Here is a 15,154-nt window from a genome sequence, read left to right on the forward strand (position 1 = left end):
TGGGGCTTTTTTTATAAGGTAAATCTTACTCCCAAAAACCCTCTGATTCCCTGATTAGGGGCAAAAACATAAGTTGGATCAAAGGTCAAGGCATTTGGATTCTCGGGAGTGGGCATGACCGTACCATCTGGATTAAATACCACATTTTTATCAAATGGATCAAATGACCTGGCAATACTATTAGCCGGTGGCGTAAAATTCAGCAGGTTTTTAACACCAGCATAAACTTCCCACTGCGCTCCAATTCCTTTGGTGAGCTGTATGTTTTGGATACTCCACCAAGAAGAAAATTCATCTCTATCATCCAATTCCCCAAGCAAAGGCAATCGCATCGGGCTGTACACATTACCGGTATAATCAATGGTCAAACCGAGTCTGGGGATATCGTATCCAATCGACCACACCCCTGAAAACCTCTCGGTTAACAATTGCCTTCTCTTGACTCCTTCTTCTTCTATAGATACATCCATTAAAGTGGCACCAGCGGTAATGGATAGTCCATTTGCCCAAGCCACATCCAAGTTGGTGGAAACTCCTTTTGAAACAGCAGACCCATCTAAATTTGCATAAATGATCTGATTGGCATTTGTTTCATAATCCGGGACGATTCTATTGGTAAAATAGGTGTAAAACACGGTAGCATCAATCCCCACGAAAGTACCCTTATTGGAATAGATTTTCTTCACAAAATTAATGTTGGTATTCCAACTTTGTTCAGGCTTTAGCTCTCCCTCAAAAACTACTTCCCTAGCCCCAGTTAAAGCTGCATGATCCTCTGTAAAGACATTAGCAACCCTAAATCCATTGCCCACCGAAACCCTGAGCGCTGTGGTTTTATCATGGGAGGATAATTTATAATTCAACCTGGGGGAGAAAATGGAACCATGAACCGAATTATAATCATAACGGGCTCCAAGCAAAAGACTTTGTGTTTCTTGAAATTTGATCTCATCCTGAATAAAAACCCCAGGTAAATGGATGATAGAAGGCATATTCCGTTCACCATCCCCAGAAGAAGTGACCGGAGTATCATCATCGTAATAGGTATAGCGATAAGCCAAACCCGATAAGAAATGATGGGAGGAGATCGTTTTTGTCCATGTCAACTGCCCAAAACCTATGTATTGGTCAGCATTATAAATGGTCGTCCCATACACTGAGTTTTGACGATGTCCGTTTGCAGAAAACATCAGGCTTAAAGCTTCTGAACTGGGTAATTGGTAGGTACCAAAGGTCTCCCATCGACTGGTGTAAATACTTTCCCCATATATATCATCTCCTCCTCTATTGCTTTTCTCCCAATTCATTTCTCCTCCCCATCTATCTTCATATACATACCTGGCTGCAATATTGAAAATTCTGTTCTCAGGTCTTTTCACATTGAATTTTTGAAAAATTGAAATCCGCTTTGAAAGGGTTAGGTCGGTGAAACCATCCTGATTGTTGTCAATGGGGTGATCATAATAAAAACCATTGATTCCGGTGAGTGACTGGACATTGGATCCAAATTCACTACGGAAGCCCAAATCCATGTTAAACTCACCCCAACCTGTCCCATATATGTCCGCGGATACTAAGGGAGCTGCGTCGGGACTTTTGGTAATCACATTGATTAAACCACCTACTGCCTCGGATCCATACAAGGTGGAAGCAGGCCCTTTCACCACTTCTACCCTATTGATCAATGATTGTGGGATGCCTGTAAGCCCGTAGACAGTTGCCAGACCAGATACAATGGGCATTCCATCGATCAATACCATGGTATATGGACCTTCTAATCCATTGATATGAATATCACCGGTATTACAAACATTGCAATTGATTTGTGGTCTGACTCCATTTACATTTTGCAATGATTCGAATACAGAGGGAGTAGGATTGGCTCTAAAGAACTTTGCAGAATACACTTCCACAGGAACAGGACTATCCAATTTAGAAACTTCCTGCATGGTCCCACTTACTACTACCTCATCTAAGCCAGCATCCATTTCTTCCAGTTCAAAAACCAATTGAGTGGCTTCTTCTGATGGGACTTTAACAGCAGATGAAATGGTTTTAAACCCTATTCTTGAAACTTGCAGGACATAGGTGTCCGAGGTATTTACCTGGATATTGAATTCCCCATTTTCATCAGTGACCGCCCCAACTGAAGTTCCTTTTAGGATTACATTGGCAAATTCCACCACCTCCCCTTGGGATAAAACTTTGCCTTTCACCCGGAAGTCCTGTCCGAAGGAATCCAGATAAATCCCTGATATAAAAAGAAATACTAGTACTAGTCGAAGCATATATAATAGGCTAATTTAATTCATTAGAATACTCAAAAGTAATTTGTTAGAATCTTCTAACAAAATTGTTTTCTAAATATTTTATTTAATATTTGAATACTAAATCATTATTCATGGCCTCTCAAACAGAAGAAAACTACTTAAAATCATTGTTCAACTTGGCAAATGAAGCTGGAGAAGTAAACATCTCAGAATTAGCCCATCAAATGCAGGTAAGTATGCCTACCGTGAATAGCATGGTAAAAACCCTTCAAAAAAACGGTTGGTTGATCTATGAGAAATACAAACCTGTTACCCTTACCTCAGAAGGAAAAAAAGAGGCGGCATTGGTCATTAGGAAACATCGCTTGACAGAAATGTTTTTGGTGAAAAAGATGGGATTTGGCTGGGAAGAAGTTCATGAAATTGCTGAACAAATCGAGCATATTCATTCTCCAAAATTTTTCGAAAGAATGGATGAAATGATGGGACATCCTACTGTTGACCCTCATGGTTCTCCCATTCCTGATAAGATGGGTAGAATTCAAGAGGTCAGTTATTTCACATTATCTAAATGCAAAACAGGCCAAATTGTAAACTTAGCAGCATTGACCAACTCCTCTACCGAATTTTTGGAGTTTTTAAATAGTAGGGAACTGAGATTAGGAATTGAACTTCAGGTGATATCCATTGAGCCTTACGATCAAAGCATGGTAGTCAGTTTTGAAGGCCATCCCTCAGAAACCTTAAGTGAAAAAGTCTGTGATCGTTTATTGGTAAGATTAGTAGGCTAAACAAGCTTCCGGAGCTAAGAATTATCAATACTTCCAGGATCTGTTTGCTTTTTTCTCCGCTTGGGATTTTTTTGATTTCAGACGTTTCTCCACGGCTCCTTTTCCTGGCTTCGTGGCTTTTCTTGCTTTCTTTTTCTCTAGGCTCTTTTGGATGAGTTTATAAAATTTCCGAATGGCGATCTCTTTATTTTGCAACTGGGAACGTTTTTCCTGCGCTTGGATCTGCAGCAGACCTTCGTCAGTAATTTTATTTTTCAGTTTTTCCCGGATCAAGGTTTTCTCCTCCTCCGTCAAGAACATGGAGTTTTCCAGATCAAAGGACAACTGCACTTTGGTCTCCACTTTATTGACATGCTGACCTCCTGCCCCACCACTTCTGGATGTCTGAAAATTCATTTCGGACAAAAAATCACCTTTCTCAATTCTTTCTCTTAGTGTTTGCATTGAATCGCTACTCTTTTATGGACGTGGAATCTCTTAAGGAGGCAAGTTAAGGGCTTTCATTTAAATGAAATAATCACCTACTATCCATTCATTTGGATGAACGGATGATTTTAAAACTAATTCTTAAAAAAAATGCTAATTTGATTTCCTTAATCAACCTCATCCTATTGACTAACCCAAAATACTATGAAAAACAGAAGAGAATTTCTCATCAAATCTGCCCTCGGTGTAGCTGGGCTTGTAGCGGCTCCCGCCTGGTTACAAGGTGCACCATCCCTCATCAAATCCTATAACAAACCGAATTCACTGATCAATGGTGTGCAGATAGGTTGCATTACCTATTCTTTTCGATCCATGCCTGATCAAAGCGCAGAAGCTACCTTGAAATATGTGACCGATTCCGGGTTGAGTGCGATAGAACTGATGGGAGATCCTGCCGAAAGTTTTGCTGGAATGCCTTCCTCTCCTGTAAATCGGATGCGAATGTTCCAGCTCATGAGAAAACAAAGAGATGGCGGAGAATTAAGCAGTGCAGAAAAATCCGAATTGGATGAAATGCGTGCTGCCGGAGAAGCATACAGCAAAGAAGTAGCTGAATGGAGAGCGAAAGCTGACATGAAAAAATTCGAGGACCTGCGCAAAATGTACAAAGCTGCAGGTGTTAGTATTTATGCCTTCAAGCCAAGTGCATTTGGTAAAAACAATACAGATGCAGAGATTAATTATGGAATGAAAGCAGCCAAAGCATTGGGAGCAAGCCATGTTACTTTAGAACATCCTTCTGATGATGCGCACACGTTAAAGCTTGGAAAAATGGCAGAGAAAAACGGGATTTCTGTGGGCTATCATGGCCATGAACAGGAAACGTTTACCTTCTGGGATACCGCTATTAGTCAAAGTCCCAAAAATGGACTGAACCTAGATGCTGGCCATTACATCGCTGCTGGAAACACAGACCTGATTCCTTTGATAGAAAAACAACACAAGCATATTCTAAGTATGCATACCAAAGACCGGCAAACTCCTGCGAATGGGAAAGGTAATTTGGCCTGGGGCTCTGGTGATACCCCTATCCCTGAATTATTAAACTTGATGAAAACCAATAAATATAAGTTCCCAGCTACCATTGAATTGGAGTATCAAGTCCCTGAAGGATCTGATGCGGTCAAAGAAGTTCAGAAATGTGTAGAATTTTGTGAAAAGGCTCTTAGCTGATCCATACTGGGCTTAAAAAAACAAAAACCGCAGCAATGCTGCGGTTTTCTAATTTGGTTGTGTTTGGTAATTATTTTACAAACATAGTAAACATCCACATTCTTTTTTCCAAATCTCCTACGAATGCAGTCAACATGTCTTCTGTAGCGATATCTCCAGCCTCTCCAGCTTCTTCAGCTACTTTTCTATGGGACTTGGCAAGAATCCCCAATCCATCAATGACATGCTTCACACACTCTTCCCCATTGGAAACATCGGTGATTTCTTTATGGATGCTGTTTTTCAAATAATCAGAATACGCATGCTTAGGTTTAAACCCAATGGTGACGACACGCTCTGCTAAATCATCAATGTTTTGATACAGTTTCGTATAGAGTTCCTCAAACTTCTCATGTAATTCAAAGAAGTTTTCTCCTTTAACATTCCAGTGGAATCCTCTTACGTTCTGATAAAAAATATGATAATCTGACAGTAGATCATTCATATTACTAGCCAAATTGGTCATGGCTTTATTATCCAGTTTTAAATGATTTTCGAGTGTTGCTTTATTCGTGTTCATTGTATTTGTGTTAGTTAAGTTATCCATGCCATTTAAAGTGCAAGGTTCTCGCCACTATCCTGACTTCCATAGATTCCATGGTTAACCAGTAGATTTCATACCAATCTTTTGAGTCTTTCATAAGATCCAACACATCATTTGGAATTCTAAAATTCGGGTAGGTTTGCTGGGAAAATCAGCATGAAAATACTTCCCCAAACTGTTGAGCCTATTGCACAAAAAAAGGCCCTCAACCTATTGAGAGCCTTTTTTAAATTCCAATTCTCGAATTTATAAATCGTATTGCTTCATCTTATTGAATAATGTTTTCCGATCAATCCCCAATTGCTTGGCAGCTTTGGTTCGATTGTATTTTACCTCTTCCAACACCTTCCTTAACACTTCTGCTTCTGCTTCAGCAGCTGCATCTTTTAAATTGACCGGGGTATGATTAGAAGATGTTTTGATACTTTTTGATTCAGAACCTGAATCTGTAAAGTTAAATTTTCGAGCATATACTACTTCTGGTGGTAATGCTGATACGGTCATTTTTTCACCATCGGTTAGGAGAGTGGCCCTTCGGATCACATTTCTCATTTCGCGGAGGTTACCAGGCCAAACATATTCTTTAAACACTTCCATCACCTCATCATCGAACCCTTTTACGGATTTCTTCAATTCTTCATTGGATAAATTGAGGAAGTGTAATGCAAATGCTTCAATATCGTCTTTTCTTTCTCTTAGAGGAGGAACAGTAATACTAAATTCGTTGAATCTGAAATACAGATCCTCTCGGAATTTATTCTCCTGAACAGCCTTACGAAGATCCTCGTTGGAGGCTACAATAATTCGGACATCAATGGATTTATCCTTGGTCCCCCCAATTCTTCTCAATTTCCTTTCTTGGACCAATCGCAACAAACCCACTTGCACCTCATAAGATAAATTGGAAATTTCATCCAGGAATATGGTTCCTCCATTGGCCAGTTCAAATTGACCAGGCTTTTCTGCATGAGCTCCTGTAAATGATCCTTTTTCATGCCCCCAAAGTTCGCTACCCGCTAATTCTTTGGTGAGGGCCCCACAATCCACTGCTATAAAAGGTTTCCCTGCTCTTTCACTTTGATCATGAATTAAGCGGGCAATGTTTTCTTTACCAGCTCCACTTTCTCCGTAGATGACTACACTTAAATTGGTAGGGGCTACCAATTTCACTTCCTTATAAAGTTTCTTGGATTCCTTTCCTGTCCCTTTCAAAAAATCAGAATTGGCCTCTGACTTTTGGCTCTTCTTATTGGCTTTTGTATCAGCCTTGTCCAGCGTAACCGTGTTTACTTTTTCCTCTTTTTGAATTGCCAGTGCCCGTTCAATTAAACTAATGATTTCATCAGGAATCAAAGGTTTCGTGATGTAGTCAAAAGCTCCTTTTTTGATGACTTCTACTGCAATTTTCACATCCGCATAACCGGTAATAATTGCTACCTGTGTTCCAGGAGAAATGATTCGTACTCTTGCCAGCACATCTCGCCCCTCCATATCCCGCAATTTAAAATCACAAAAAATTAAGTCATAGTACGTATTTTTAACCATTTCAAGACCGTTTTTACCTGAAATAGTGGTTTCGACATCGTAGCCTTTTTTAGTTAAAAAACGCTCTAATAATTGGCAAATGTCAATATTGTCATCGATTACAAGAATCTTTGCCATGGTGATAAATATTAATTGTTGAAAATATCTTTTTGAATAACCTGCTCTAATCTTGCTAGGTTGAAAGGCTTACTCAAGAAATGAAGGGCTCCTGATTTGATTGCTTCTTCCCTGGCTTCTAAATGATCAAAGGCACTCATCATGATCACATTTAGTGAATCAAAATCTTGAGCCCATTTTTTCAATTCCTTCAACCCATTGCCATCGGGCAAGTTAACGTCCAAGAAAATTAGGTTAGGATTCCTTTCATTAACTAGTTGCCTTCCTTCAGAAAGAGTCCCTGCGGAAAACACTTCGTATCCTTTTCTGGCTAAGAATCGAGATAATAGTGCTCTGATTTCTAATTCATCATCCACTACAAGGATCACATTATTCTTCATCACGTTTCGGCATTTGAAATGGTTATTCAGAGTACTAAACTCAATTAATAGATTTATTTATTTTTTAATTATAGGGTCTAATTTGGATTAAAAGAAAAGGTACAGTCATTAATTGTACCTTTTCCTATTTTAATAAACCTTACTTCACTTTTTCTTTCGCGTTTTTAGCAGTTTCCTTCGCCGTCTCCTTCGCTGTTTGAAGCGCTGATTTGGTAGCATTCAACCCTTCCTGACTGGCAGAAAGTAATTTTGATTTAAGGTCCGTTGCAATGTTTTGAAAATCTGACAATAGGCTGTTTAACTTCTCTTTTTGTGGTTCGTATTGGTCTTTGTTCTTATAGAGAAAAGCACCAATCATTGCACCTGTTATTAATCCGCCTACCCAAATGGTTGTAGTTTTTAACTGTTTGTTCATGTTCTTATGGTTTAAATGTTAGCTTTTAAGGAATTAAACGTAAGTCTTTAAAGCCTGATTCGATTTTAAGGTGATATCTTTGAAATAAATGGTGAGGTTAAATCCCTCTACCACTGATTAGCCTAAATAAGACTGCAATAACAGCCAATACTAAAAGGACGTGAATTAATCCTGTTGCACTATAGGCAAATACTCCGATCAGCCACCCGATCAGGAGAATCACTGCGATAAAATATAATAGAGAACTCATGGTTTTGTGGTTATGGTGTTAGTTTTATTTAATTCTTTAGATTCAATGCTCATGCCCTTATGCCAACAATTCAAAAAAAGGGGCTTAATTTGGTAAAAAAGCAGGTTTTAGACCTCTATTGATGTCATCTTAACCCGGTAAATTCCGAGATATGAGAAATAAATTCCCCAATTCTGGGAATTCCCAGCTATTTGAAAGCACCAACTTATCCATGAATCGAATTAAGTTTTACTCTATCATTTCCCTTTTTTTAATTATCGTAGGAAGTGGTATTTCCTATTGGACTTCTGAGAGGATTGGGTACTACACTTCTGCTTTGATGGAAACCCAGGATATCCTCCAAAGAACAAGTGAACTCTATGCAAGTATTTTAGAAAGAGAAACCAATATTAGAGGCTTTGTGATTACTGGGGAAGAAGCCTTTCTAACCAATTACAGGCAGTCATTGATAGATGCTCAGATGCTTTTGGATAAATTAAAGGACCTTACCACAGATAATCCAAAGCAGCAACAAAATCTTGAAGTTCTAGAGGATCTAATTAAACAACGGGTAACGGTCTTTGAGGAAACTATTTCTTACTATCATGAACATGGAAATTTAGATGGATTTTTAAGTTCTGGAAGAGTCGAAAATGCCCTTAGTGGATACAGGACGATCAAGCAGGTGGTCACCACCATCAATGATGAGGAAAACAGATTATTTGTGGAGCGAAATAGGTCCCTCCTTAATAATATCAATGCCCTTCCTTTTATCGTTGGTTTAATATCCCTATTCTCAATTTCGGTAGGCTTTGTTACCTTATTTTCAATATTCCATTACAATAAGGTTCAAAAAATCGCTTCAAGAAGAATCAAAAATTATCAGGAACAACTGCAGGAACAGCTCTATTTGTTGGATGACTCCAATAAGGAATTAGAGCAGTTTGCTTATGTGGCTTCTCATGACTTACAGGAGCCATTACGGAAAATAACTGCCTTCTCAGATTTATTGGTTGAACAATATTCAGACACACTTAAAGGAGATGGAGAACTTTACCTCAATAGAATCACAGTGGCGGCCAATCGCATGAGAAGGCTCATCACGGATCTTTTGGAATATAGCCGGGCAGGAAGGATTACCAGTGAGGAAGAAAAAGAAATAGATCTTCAAGATGTCATCGAGATTGTTTTAGATGATTTGGAGATCGCCATTGTTGAGAAAAAGGCAAAGGTTGAAGTGGGGACTTTTCCAAAAGTCATCGGAAAAGAAACCGAGTTCAGGCAAGTGTTTCAAAATTTGATTTCTAATGCTTTGAAATTTTCAGATCCAAAAAAGATTCCTGAGATCAAAATAAACTGCCAGGAGGCACCTCAGGAAGAAATAAAACGTATCACTCTATTAGAGCCTGAGCTTTCCTATTATAAGATCACCGTGGAGGATAATGGAATTGGCTTTGATGAAGAATATTCAGAAAAAATTTTCGCTATTTTCCAACGTCTTCATGGAAAAAATGCTTTTGAGGGAACTGGAATAGGTCTTTCTATTTCCAAGAAAATCATAGAAAAATCGAACGGTACCATTCAAGCAAAAAGCGAACTTGGAGTAGGCTCAGTGTTTACGATCTATTTGCCGGTCATTCCATCTTAATAAGTTAGTGCACCAAATGACATTTGGGCCATATATCAATAAATAACTCACACAATTATTTTATTCGCAAAAAACTGATATCTTTTTGGGCCTTTAAAAAACACCTATGTTCGTGAAAAAGCCAATTAACATACTTGTCGCAGAAGACGATGATGATGATAAATTATTGATCATAAAAGCGTTTCAAAAAACGCTGCCAAAAGAGAATGTCACCTGCGTCGAAGATGGAGAGGCACTACTTCAGTACCTGAATCGTTCTGCTCCTTTTGATGATTTGACTAATTATCCTGTTCCTGATATCATCTTACTCGATCTGAACATGCCTAGAAAGGATGGCAGGACCGCACTTGCTGAAATCAAAAGCCATGAGGATTTTAAAAAAATCCCAGTGATCATTTTCACTACCTCAAATTTGAAAGATGATATAGAAGTCACTTACAAAATGGGGAGCAATAGCTACATCACTAAACCGGGATCTTTTGAAGGACTGGTAAAAGTGGCTAAGGAAATTGAAAATTATTGGTCCAATACGGTCATGTTACCGATTTAAAAAACTAGCAAGCATGAGTTCTGAAACCATTCGCATTTTATATGTCGATGATGATCCGGATGATTTATTCCTCTTTTCTACCATTTTAAAAAAAATAAAAGAAACCAATTATCAGATTGAGTCTGCAGCATCCTATGAAGAGGCGTTGGAGAAATCCCAAGAGCGCTTTGACGTTTACCTTGTAGACTACAAACTTGGCAAAGCAACCGGATTAGAACTGATCCAAGAAATAAAATCGATTCAAAAACATGCCCCAGTAATCATGCTGACGGGAATGAATACCGGTTCAATTGATCAAGAGGCTCTTCAATTAGGGGCCTCTGATTATTTAATCAAAGGGGAATTTGATGCAAGAACATTAGACCGAACCTTGCGATATGCCATCCGGGATTCCCAATTAATGGAATCTTTGGACGGTGCCGCTATTAAATTTCGATCCATTTTTGAGAGAGCCGGAGACCCCTTCCTCTTAATGGATGGAACGAGCAAAATATTGGAGGCGAATCCTATTTTTATTTCAAAATTTGGGATAGAACCCCATTCGGAAGAATCCGGGTTGGGTTATTTTTTTACCGACTTAATAGAGGACCAGGTATCCAGGTTGATTTTAATGGACGTTTTGGGTAAAAAATCTGAACTGTATGATCTAGAAACCGTCCTGAAAATAGACAGCGATACCCATATCAATGCATTGATCAGTATTGCCAAACAGGATGCCAACCTTTTCCAAGTGTTGATCAAAGATCTGACAGCCATGAAAGCAAAAGAAGAGGAAGATTTAAACCTGAAAAAATTCTCTTCCACAGGTAGGATTGCCAGACTGCTTGCCCACGAAGTAAAAAATCCACTGACTACCATTGTCTTATCTGCTGATCAACTCCAAATGGAACTTCCTGAGAATATCCTGGAGGAAAGTGGAGATCTAATTGAAGTCATCCAACGAAACTGTAATCGAATCAACCAATTGGTCACCCAGTTATTGGAAAGCACCAGATTTACGGAGTTAGACATTGCCAATTATTCCATCAATGATCTGCTAGATGAATCTTTAGAACAAGTAATTGACCGAGTCCAAATGAAAAACCTGGATGTCCAAAAAGATTATCAAGATGAGATTTGCAATATCGATGTAGATGCCGAAAAGGTAAAAATTGCACTTATTAACCTACTGGTAAATGCCATCGAAGCGATGCCCGAATCAGGAGGAAAACTTTTTCTAAAAACTTACATTAAGGGAAAACAATGCAGAGTTGAGTTAAAAGATAATGGAGTGGGTATTCCTAAGGAAAATTTGGAAAGATTATTTGAGCCTTTTTTCACCAGCAAAGAATCTGGTTCAGGTTTGGGCTTAACCAATACCCAAAACATCATCTTAAGCCATGGAGGCTCCATACGCGTAAAAAGTGAAGAAGGAGTAGGAACCACATTTTTGCTAAGCTTCAATTTGAGTTCTTAAATACACCCTGTGGTAGTGAAAAAATAATTCCCATGGATTTTCAAGGAAAATTAGAAAACTTCGAATTCAATCATTGGAGCTACCATGTACCTGTTCCTGATGAACTGGCTACTCAATTACTGGAAAAGAGTGAAAGAAGGGTTCTGGTTAAAATCAATCAACTAGGGCCCTATCATATGGCTTTGATGAAAGCCAAAGCGTATTGGTATATTTTAATCAACCAAGAGATCCGGACCAAATTAAAATTAGCGTCTGGGGATTCACTTTCCATCTCCATAGAGAGTGATTTTAGTGAATTTGGACATGAATTACCTGAAGAGTTTCAAGTATTAATGGACCAAGATGAGGAAGGAAATAAGTATTTCAAATCCTTGACGCCTGGTAAACAAAGAAGCTTGGTTTACCTGGTCACCAAAGTAAAAAATCCTGAAAGCAGGATGAAGAAGTCACTGGCCATTATGCATCATCTCCGATTATCCAAAGGAAAAATAGACTTCAAACAATTAAACGAACTGATTAAGTATTACAATAATTTGTAAGGGAGCTGTTTCGGATCCACCAAACGCTTCGTTGGGTTTCTAACAAATTATTTCAAATACCAATGAAGAAATCTTTCCTTTACTACCTCCTTTTTTCACTAGTTTTTACCCTTGCAGCCTGCCAAGATAAAGATGATCAAGAAGCCGATTTTAGTAAATTCAGAGAAATTGCCTACAACTATCTGGACGATTCAACCCAAGAGACCATCGTAGGAAATTGGAAGAAGGCTTTTGTACGAAAAAATGGAAATGGCAATTATGAAGTCCTTTTTAATACTACTTACGATGCACTTTTAGGTCCAATAGTGGTAGAAATTGATGGAAAAACAAGAGACGTAATTAGAATTTACCCAAGAGATTAGAAAGGTATTTAATTCAATAAAAAGAGGGCAATGCCCTCTTCATTTTTAATCCTCTTTTATTTTAAATTTTTCCCTTCTTGCAGCTTTGTTCGACTCTTTCTTAGGTCTACTGGCGCCAAAAGTCCCTCTGTTGGTTTTACCTTTTTTAGTTTTCATATCTCCTTTTCCCATAATTATTTTGGTTTAATTTGATTCATTTGAAGGTAAAAAACTGATAAAAAAATGTCAAGCCTTGCGACGCCGGGACAATGGGGATTCATGAATTAAAACTATCTTTCCTTCCTAATAAGTAATTTTATTTTGGGATGACTAAGAAACAATTACCGGAAATAAATTGTGATTTAGGGGAAGGCATACCCTCTGAAGAAAAGATTTTTCCGTGGATTGATGCCGCTAGTATCGCCTGCGGAGGACATTATGGAGATCGATCCAGTATATATCAATCTTTACAGTTGGCAAAAAAATTCGGAAAGAATGTAGGAGCCCATCCCTCCTACCCAGATCGGGAAAATTTTGGTAGGCAATCCATTTCGATCAGCAATGAGGATTTGATTCAAAGTATTCAAACGCAACTCAACTTATTTCTTGAGGTCGCCAATGACTTGGGCTTCACATTGGATCATATCAAGTTCCATGGTGCCCTGTATAATGATGCTGCGAAAAGAGTGGATCTTGCAGCATCCTTGACCAACTTCCTCCTAAAGACCTATCCCCAAACACCTGTTTTCACTCCTCCCAATTCGGAAATGGAAAGACTGTGCATAGAAAAAGGGTTGCCAATCAGAAGAGAGGTGTTTGCAGATAGAGCCTATCATTCAGATTATTCATTGGTATCAAGAAATATCAAGGGTTCTCTGCTCAGTGATTTCGAGAGTATCAATCACCAATTGGATCCATTATTTACCAAAGGCGAACTAATCTCTATAGAGGGTGTCCATTTACCGATTCAAGCGGATACTTTATGCTTTCATGGAGACAATCCAGGCTTGGATTCTTTTCTTTCAGCAATTAGACAAACCTGGTGGACATGAAACCGATTCACTCCATCATCACCCCCACCCTTTCCGAGATAAAATGGAACCTGGAAATTTCCGACCTGCTTTTACAAAAACAGTTAGCGCTAAAAAGTATTCTTGAAAGCCATTTTCAAAAAAACATACTAGAGATACGGGTTGGATTCAAGACTCTGGGAATCTCCTGGAAATCCAAACTTCCTTTCAAGGAGGTTCAAGCCCTTATGGATCAATTTGAGGAAATGGAAGAATATGCTCCCCTTTCTAACAAGGTCTGGCAAATCCCTGCCTGCTATGATGTAGACCTTGGAAGAGATTTAGAAAATTTAGCTTCTGCCAAAGGTTTAGAAGTGGAAGCCTTGATTGACCTTCATTCAAAAAATAACTACCGATTACATTTCTATGGTTTTTTACCTGGCTTTATGTACTTGCAAGGTCTTCCCAACGTACTTTTTACCCCTAGAAAATCTGTCCCAGATGCCAGTGTACCAGCTGGATCTATTGCTATTGGAGGAAATCAAACAGGAATATACCCAAGTGATAGTCCTGGTGGATGGCATTTAATTGGCCAAACACCGATTATTCTTTTTGATCCCTCAAACAGTCCTCCTGTTTGGGCCAGTCCTGGGGATCTAATTAAATTCAACCCAATCACTTTAGAGGAATTCAAATCAATTCAACAGGATCCTCATCAACCGGTTTGGAAAAAATGAAGGAAAATCAATCTATGTCGATTTTGCGTACTGGTCCGGGTACCAGTGTCCAGGACCTTGGCAGAGAGGGTTTTGGACAATACGGAATTCCGGTATCAGGGGCAATGGATCGCATTTCTATGCGTTGGGTAAATCACTTATTACAAAACCCGGAGGAAGAAGCTGTATTGGAAATTTCTCAGCCAGGCCTGAAGATACACTTTGAATCCCCTACCACCATATGCATTGCTGGGGCGAAAGCAAACCTCAAGTTAAACGACTCCCCTATTAAATCTGAAGGTTTACTTTCCATCAAGGAAGGCGATGAACTTAGTTTTGGTTCCTTCATCTTGGGGGCTAGGGTGTATTTGGGAGTAAAAAAAGGATTCAAGGTTCCTACCTTACTGAATAGCAAAAGCACCTACCCCGGTATTACTGAACTAGGAATGTTAAAAAAAGGGGATCTCTTGGAATATGCATCCATTCAAGAACATCCCAACCCCACCTGGTCCAGGGTAAAATTTGATCGAAACTGGATGAATTCCAACACCATCGAAGCATATCCTGGTCCCGAATGGAAGGAGTTATCCGATACCACCAAGACCGAAATTCAACATACCACATTTACCATTTCCCATCTTCAAAACCGAATGGCCTTCCAATTGGAAGAGCTTATTCCCAACTCCTTAAGTGAAATGGCTACTGCTGCGGTATATCCTGGCACCGTCCAGTTAACCTCGGGTGGAAAACTAATCATTTTAATGAAGGATGCACAAGTGACCGGGGGCTATCCCAGAATTCTCCAGCTATCTGAAAAATCAATTGCCCAGCTTTCCCAAAAATCACCCTACCAACAATTTTCTTTTAAAATAAAAAAGGCCCTGATCTCTCAGAGCCTATATTAA

The 15,154-nt window shown here is 39.0% G+C and carries 18 protein-coding genes; 10 read left to right on the top strand and 8 right to left on the bottom strand.

Annotated features, from left to right (window positions below):
- Positions 1–11: 11 nt before the first annotated feature.
- Positions 12–2,288, bottom strand: coding sequence for a TonB-dependent receptor (locus BUR11_RS08530; RefSeq protein WP_074224411.1), 2,277 nt, complete (start codon positions 2,286–2,288; stop codon positions 12–14).
- A 113-nt stretch (positions 2,289–2,401) separates the two neighbouring features.
- Between BUR11_RS08530 and BUR11_RS08535 the strand changes: the two genes are divergently transcribed.
- Entirely contained in the window at positions 2,402–3,061 is a 660-nt protein-coding gene (locus tag BUR11_RS08535) for a metal-dependent transcriptional regulator (RefSeq protein ID WP_074224412.1), read from the top strand.
- A gap of 24 nt (positions 3,062–3,085) precedes the next feature.
- Here the strand turns inward: BUR11_RS08535 and arfB are convergent, their stop codons facing one another.
- Positions 3,086–3,505, bottom strand: a complete 420-nt coding sequence (gene arfB, locus BUR11_RS08540; RefSeq protein ID WP_074224413.1) for an alternative ribosome rescue aminoacyl-tRNA hydrolase ArfB — start codon at positions 3,503–3,505, stop codon at positions 3,086–3,088.
- 186 nt (positions 3,506–3,691) lie between these two features.
- Here arfB and BUR11_RS08545 point away from each other — a divergent pair, with 186 nt between their 5' ends.
- The gene (locus tag BUR11_RS08545; RefSeq protein ID WP_074224414.1) at positions 3,692–4,720 is read left to right on the top strand and encodes a sugar phosphate isomerase/epimerase family protein; all 1,029 of its coding nucleotides are present in this window, start codon (positions 3,692–3,694) and stop codon (positions 4,718–4,720) included.
- A 70-nt stretch (positions 4,721–4,790) separates the two neighbouring features.
- On the opposite strand, the gene BUR11_RS08550 is transcribed toward BUR11_RS08545, so the two are convergent.
- The 5 genes from BUR11_RS08550 to BUR11_RS21095 form a co-directional block, all read right to left on the bottom strand.
- A complete protein-coding gene (locus tag BUR11_RS08550; protein WP_084560897.1) occupies positions 4,791–5,279 on the bottom strand; it encodes a Dps family protein in 489 nt (162 codons plus the stop codon).
- Between the two features lie 270 nt (positions 5,280–5,549).
- A complete protein-coding gene (locus tag BUR11_RS08555) occupies positions 5,550–6,965 on the bottom strand; it encodes a sigma-54-dependent transcriptional regulator (RefSeq protein ID WP_074224415.1) in 1,416 nt (471 codons plus the stop codon).
- Positions 6,966–6,976: 11 nt separating this feature from the next.
- Positions 6,977–7,345: a response regulator gene (locus tag BUR11_RS08560; protein WP_074224416.1), complete on the bottom strand. Its 369-nt coding sequence runs from the start codon at positions 7,343–7,345 to the stop codon at positions 6,977–6,979.
- Between the two features lie 139 nt (positions 7,346–7,484).
- Positions 7,485–7,760 carry a hypothetical protein gene (locus BUR11_RS08565; RefSeq protein WP_074224417.1) on the bottom strand — a complete coding sequence of 92 codons (276 nt, stop codon included), beginning with the start codon at positions 7,758–7,760 and terminating at the stop codon, positions 7,485–7,487.
- 97 nt (positions 7,761–7,857) lie between these two features.
- Positions 7,858–8,010: a lmo0937 family membrane protein gene (locus BUR11_RS21095; protein ID WP_143185884.1), complete on the bottom strand. Its 153-nt coding sequence runs from the start codon at positions 8,008–8,010 to the stop codon at positions 7,858–7,860.
- Between the two features lie 151 nt (positions 8,011–8,161).
- Here BUR11_RS21095 and BUR11_RS08570 point away from each other — a divergent pair, with 151 nt between their 5' ends.
- The 5 genes from BUR11_RS08570 (at position 8,162) to BUR11_RS08590 (ending at position 12,544) form a co-directional block, all read left to right on the top strand.
- Entirely contained in the window at positions 8,162–9,637 is a 1,476-nt protein-coding gene (locus BUR11_RS08570) for a sensor histidine kinase (RefSeq protein ID WP_074224418.1), read from the top strand.
- Between the two features lie 106 nt (positions 9,638–9,743).
- Positions 9,744–10,187 (top strand): response regulator, encoded by a 444-nt coding sequence (locus tag BUR11_RS08575; protein WP_074224419.1) that lies wholly within the window; start codon positions 9,744–9,746, stop codon positions 10,185–10,187.
- Between the two features lie 13 nt (positions 10,188–10,200).
- Positions 10,201–11,643, top strand: a complete 1,443-nt coding sequence (locus BUR11_RS08580; RefSeq protein WP_074224420.1) for a hybrid sensor histidine kinase/response regulator — start codon at positions 10,201–10,203, stop codon at positions 11,641–11,643.
- A 32-nt stretch (positions 11,644–11,675) separates the two neighbouring features.
- Positions 11,676–12,182, top strand: a complete 507-nt coding sequence (locus tag BUR11_RS08585; protein WP_074224421.1) for a YdeI/OmpD-associated family protein — start codon at positions 11,676–11,678, stop codon at positions 12,180–12,182.
- 62 nt (positions 12,183–12,244) lie between these two features.
- Entirely contained in the window at positions 12,245–12,544 is a 300-nt protein-coding gene (locus BUR11_RS08590; protein WP_074224422.1) for a hypothetical protein, read from the top strand.
- Between the two features lie 45 nt (positions 12,545–12,589).
- Here the strand turns inward: BUR11_RS08590 and BUR11_RS08595 are convergent, their stop codons facing one another.
- The gene (locus BUR11_RS08595; protein ID WP_074224423.1) at positions 12,590–12,715 is read right to left on the bottom strand and encodes a 30S ribosomal protein THX; all 126 of its coding nucleotides are present in this window, start codon (positions 12,713–12,715) and stop codon (positions 12,590–12,592) included.
- Between the two features lie 134 nt (positions 12,716–12,849).
- On the opposite strand from BUR11_RS08595, the gene BUR11_RS08600 reads away from it, so the two are divergent.
- From BUR11_RS08600 to BUR11_RS08610, 3 genes are read left to right on the top strand one after another with little or no spacing between them, the layout of a single operon-like run.
- Entirely contained in the window at positions 12,850–13,575 is a 726-nt protein-coding gene (locus BUR11_RS08600; protein WP_074224424.1) for a LamB/YcsF family protein, read from the top strand.
- Positions 13,572–14,270 (top strand): 5-oxoprolinase subunit PxpB, encoded by a 699-nt coding sequence (gene pxpB, locus BUR11_RS08605; protein ID WP_074224425.1) that lies wholly within the window; start codon positions 13,572–13,574, stop codon positions 14,268–14,270. The genes BUR11_RS08600 and pxpB overlap by 4 nt, the downstream gene beginning before the upstream one ends.
- Entirely contained in the window at positions 14,267–15,154 is an 888-nt protein-coding gene (locus BUR11_RS08610) for a 5-oxoprolinase subunit C family protein (protein ID WP_074224426.1), read from the top strand. The genes pxpB and BUR11_RS08610 overlap by 4 nt, the downstream gene beginning before the upstream one ends.

Source organism: Algoriphagus halophilus, from assembly GCF_900129785.1.
Classification (GTDB): domain Bacteria; phylum Bacteroidota; class Bacteroidia; order Cytophagales; family Cyclobacteriaceae; genus Algoriphagus; species Algoriphagus halophilus.

Bases quoted from the DNA above. Each gene is read 5' to 3' on its own strand.
- BUR11_RS08530 (WP_074224411.1), bottom strand. From the start codon at position 2,288: ATGCTTCGACTAGTACTAGTATTTCTTTTTATATCAGGGATTTATCTG.
- BUR11_RS08535 (WP_074224412.1), top strand. From the start codon at position 2,402: ATGGCCTCTCAAACAGAAGAAAACTACTTAAAATCATTGTTCAACTTG.
- arfB (WP_074224413.1), bottom strand. From the start codon at position 3,505: ATGCAAACACTAAGAGAAAGAATTGAGAAAGGTGATTTTTTGTCCGAA.
- BUR11_RS08545 (WP_074224414.1), top strand. From the start codon at position 3,692: ATGAAAAACAGAAGAGAATTTCTCATCAAATCTGCCCTCGGTGTAGCT.
- BUR11_RS08550 (WP_084560897.1), bottom strand. From the start codon at position 5,279: ATGAACACGAATAAAGCAACACTCGAAAATCATTTAAAACTGGATAAT.
- BUR11_RS08555 (WP_074224415.1), bottom strand. From the start codon at position 6,965: ATGGCAAAGATTCTTGTAATCGATGACAATATTGACATTTGCCAATTA.
- BUR11_RS08560 (WP_074224416.1), bottom strand. From the start codon at position 7,345: ATGAAGAATAATGTGATCCTTGTAGTGGATGATGAATTAGAAATCAGA.
- BUR11_RS08565 (WP_074224417.1), bottom strand. From the start codon at position 7,760: ATGAACAAACAGTTAAAAACTACAACCATTTGGGTAGGCGGATTAATA.
- BUR11_RS21095 (WP_143185884.1), bottom strand. From the start codon at position 8,010: ATGAGTTCTCTATTATATTTTATCGCAGTGATTCTCCTGATCGGGTGG.
- BUR11_RS08570 (WP_074224418.1), top strand. From the start codon at position 8,162: ATGAGAAATAAATTCCCCAATTCTGGGAATTCCCAGCTATTTGAAAGC.
- BUR11_RS08575 (WP_074224419.1), top strand. From the start codon at position 9,744: ATGTTCGTGAAAAAGCCAATTAACATACTTGTCGCAGAAGACGATGAT.
- BUR11_RS08580 (WP_074224420.1), top strand. From the start codon at position 10,201: ATGAGTTCTGAAACCATTCGCATTTTATATGTCGATGATGATCCGGAT.
- BUR11_RS08585 (WP_074224421.1), top strand. From the start codon at position 11,676: ATGGATTTTCAAGGAAAATTAGAAAACTTCGAATTCAATCATTGGAGC.
- BUR11_RS08590 (WP_074224422.1), top strand. From the start codon at position 12,245: ATGAAGAAATCTTTCCTTTACTACCTCCTTTTTTCACTAGTTTTTACC.
- BUR11_RS08595 (WP_074224423.1), bottom strand. From the start codon at position 12,715: ATGGGAAAAGGAGATATGAAAACTAAAAAAGGTAAAACCAACAGAGGG.
- BUR11_RS08600 (WP_074224424.1), top strand. From the start codon at position 12,850: ATGACTAAGAAACAATTACCGGAAATAAATTGTGATTTAGGGGAAGGC.
- pxpB (WP_074224425.1), top strand. From the start codon at position 13,572: ATGAAACCGATTCACTCCATCATCACCCCCACCCTTTCCGAGATAAAA.
- BUR11_RS08610 (WP_074224426.1), top strand. From the start codon at position 14,267: ATGAAGGAAAATCAATCTATGTCGATTTTGCGTACTGGTCCGGGTACC.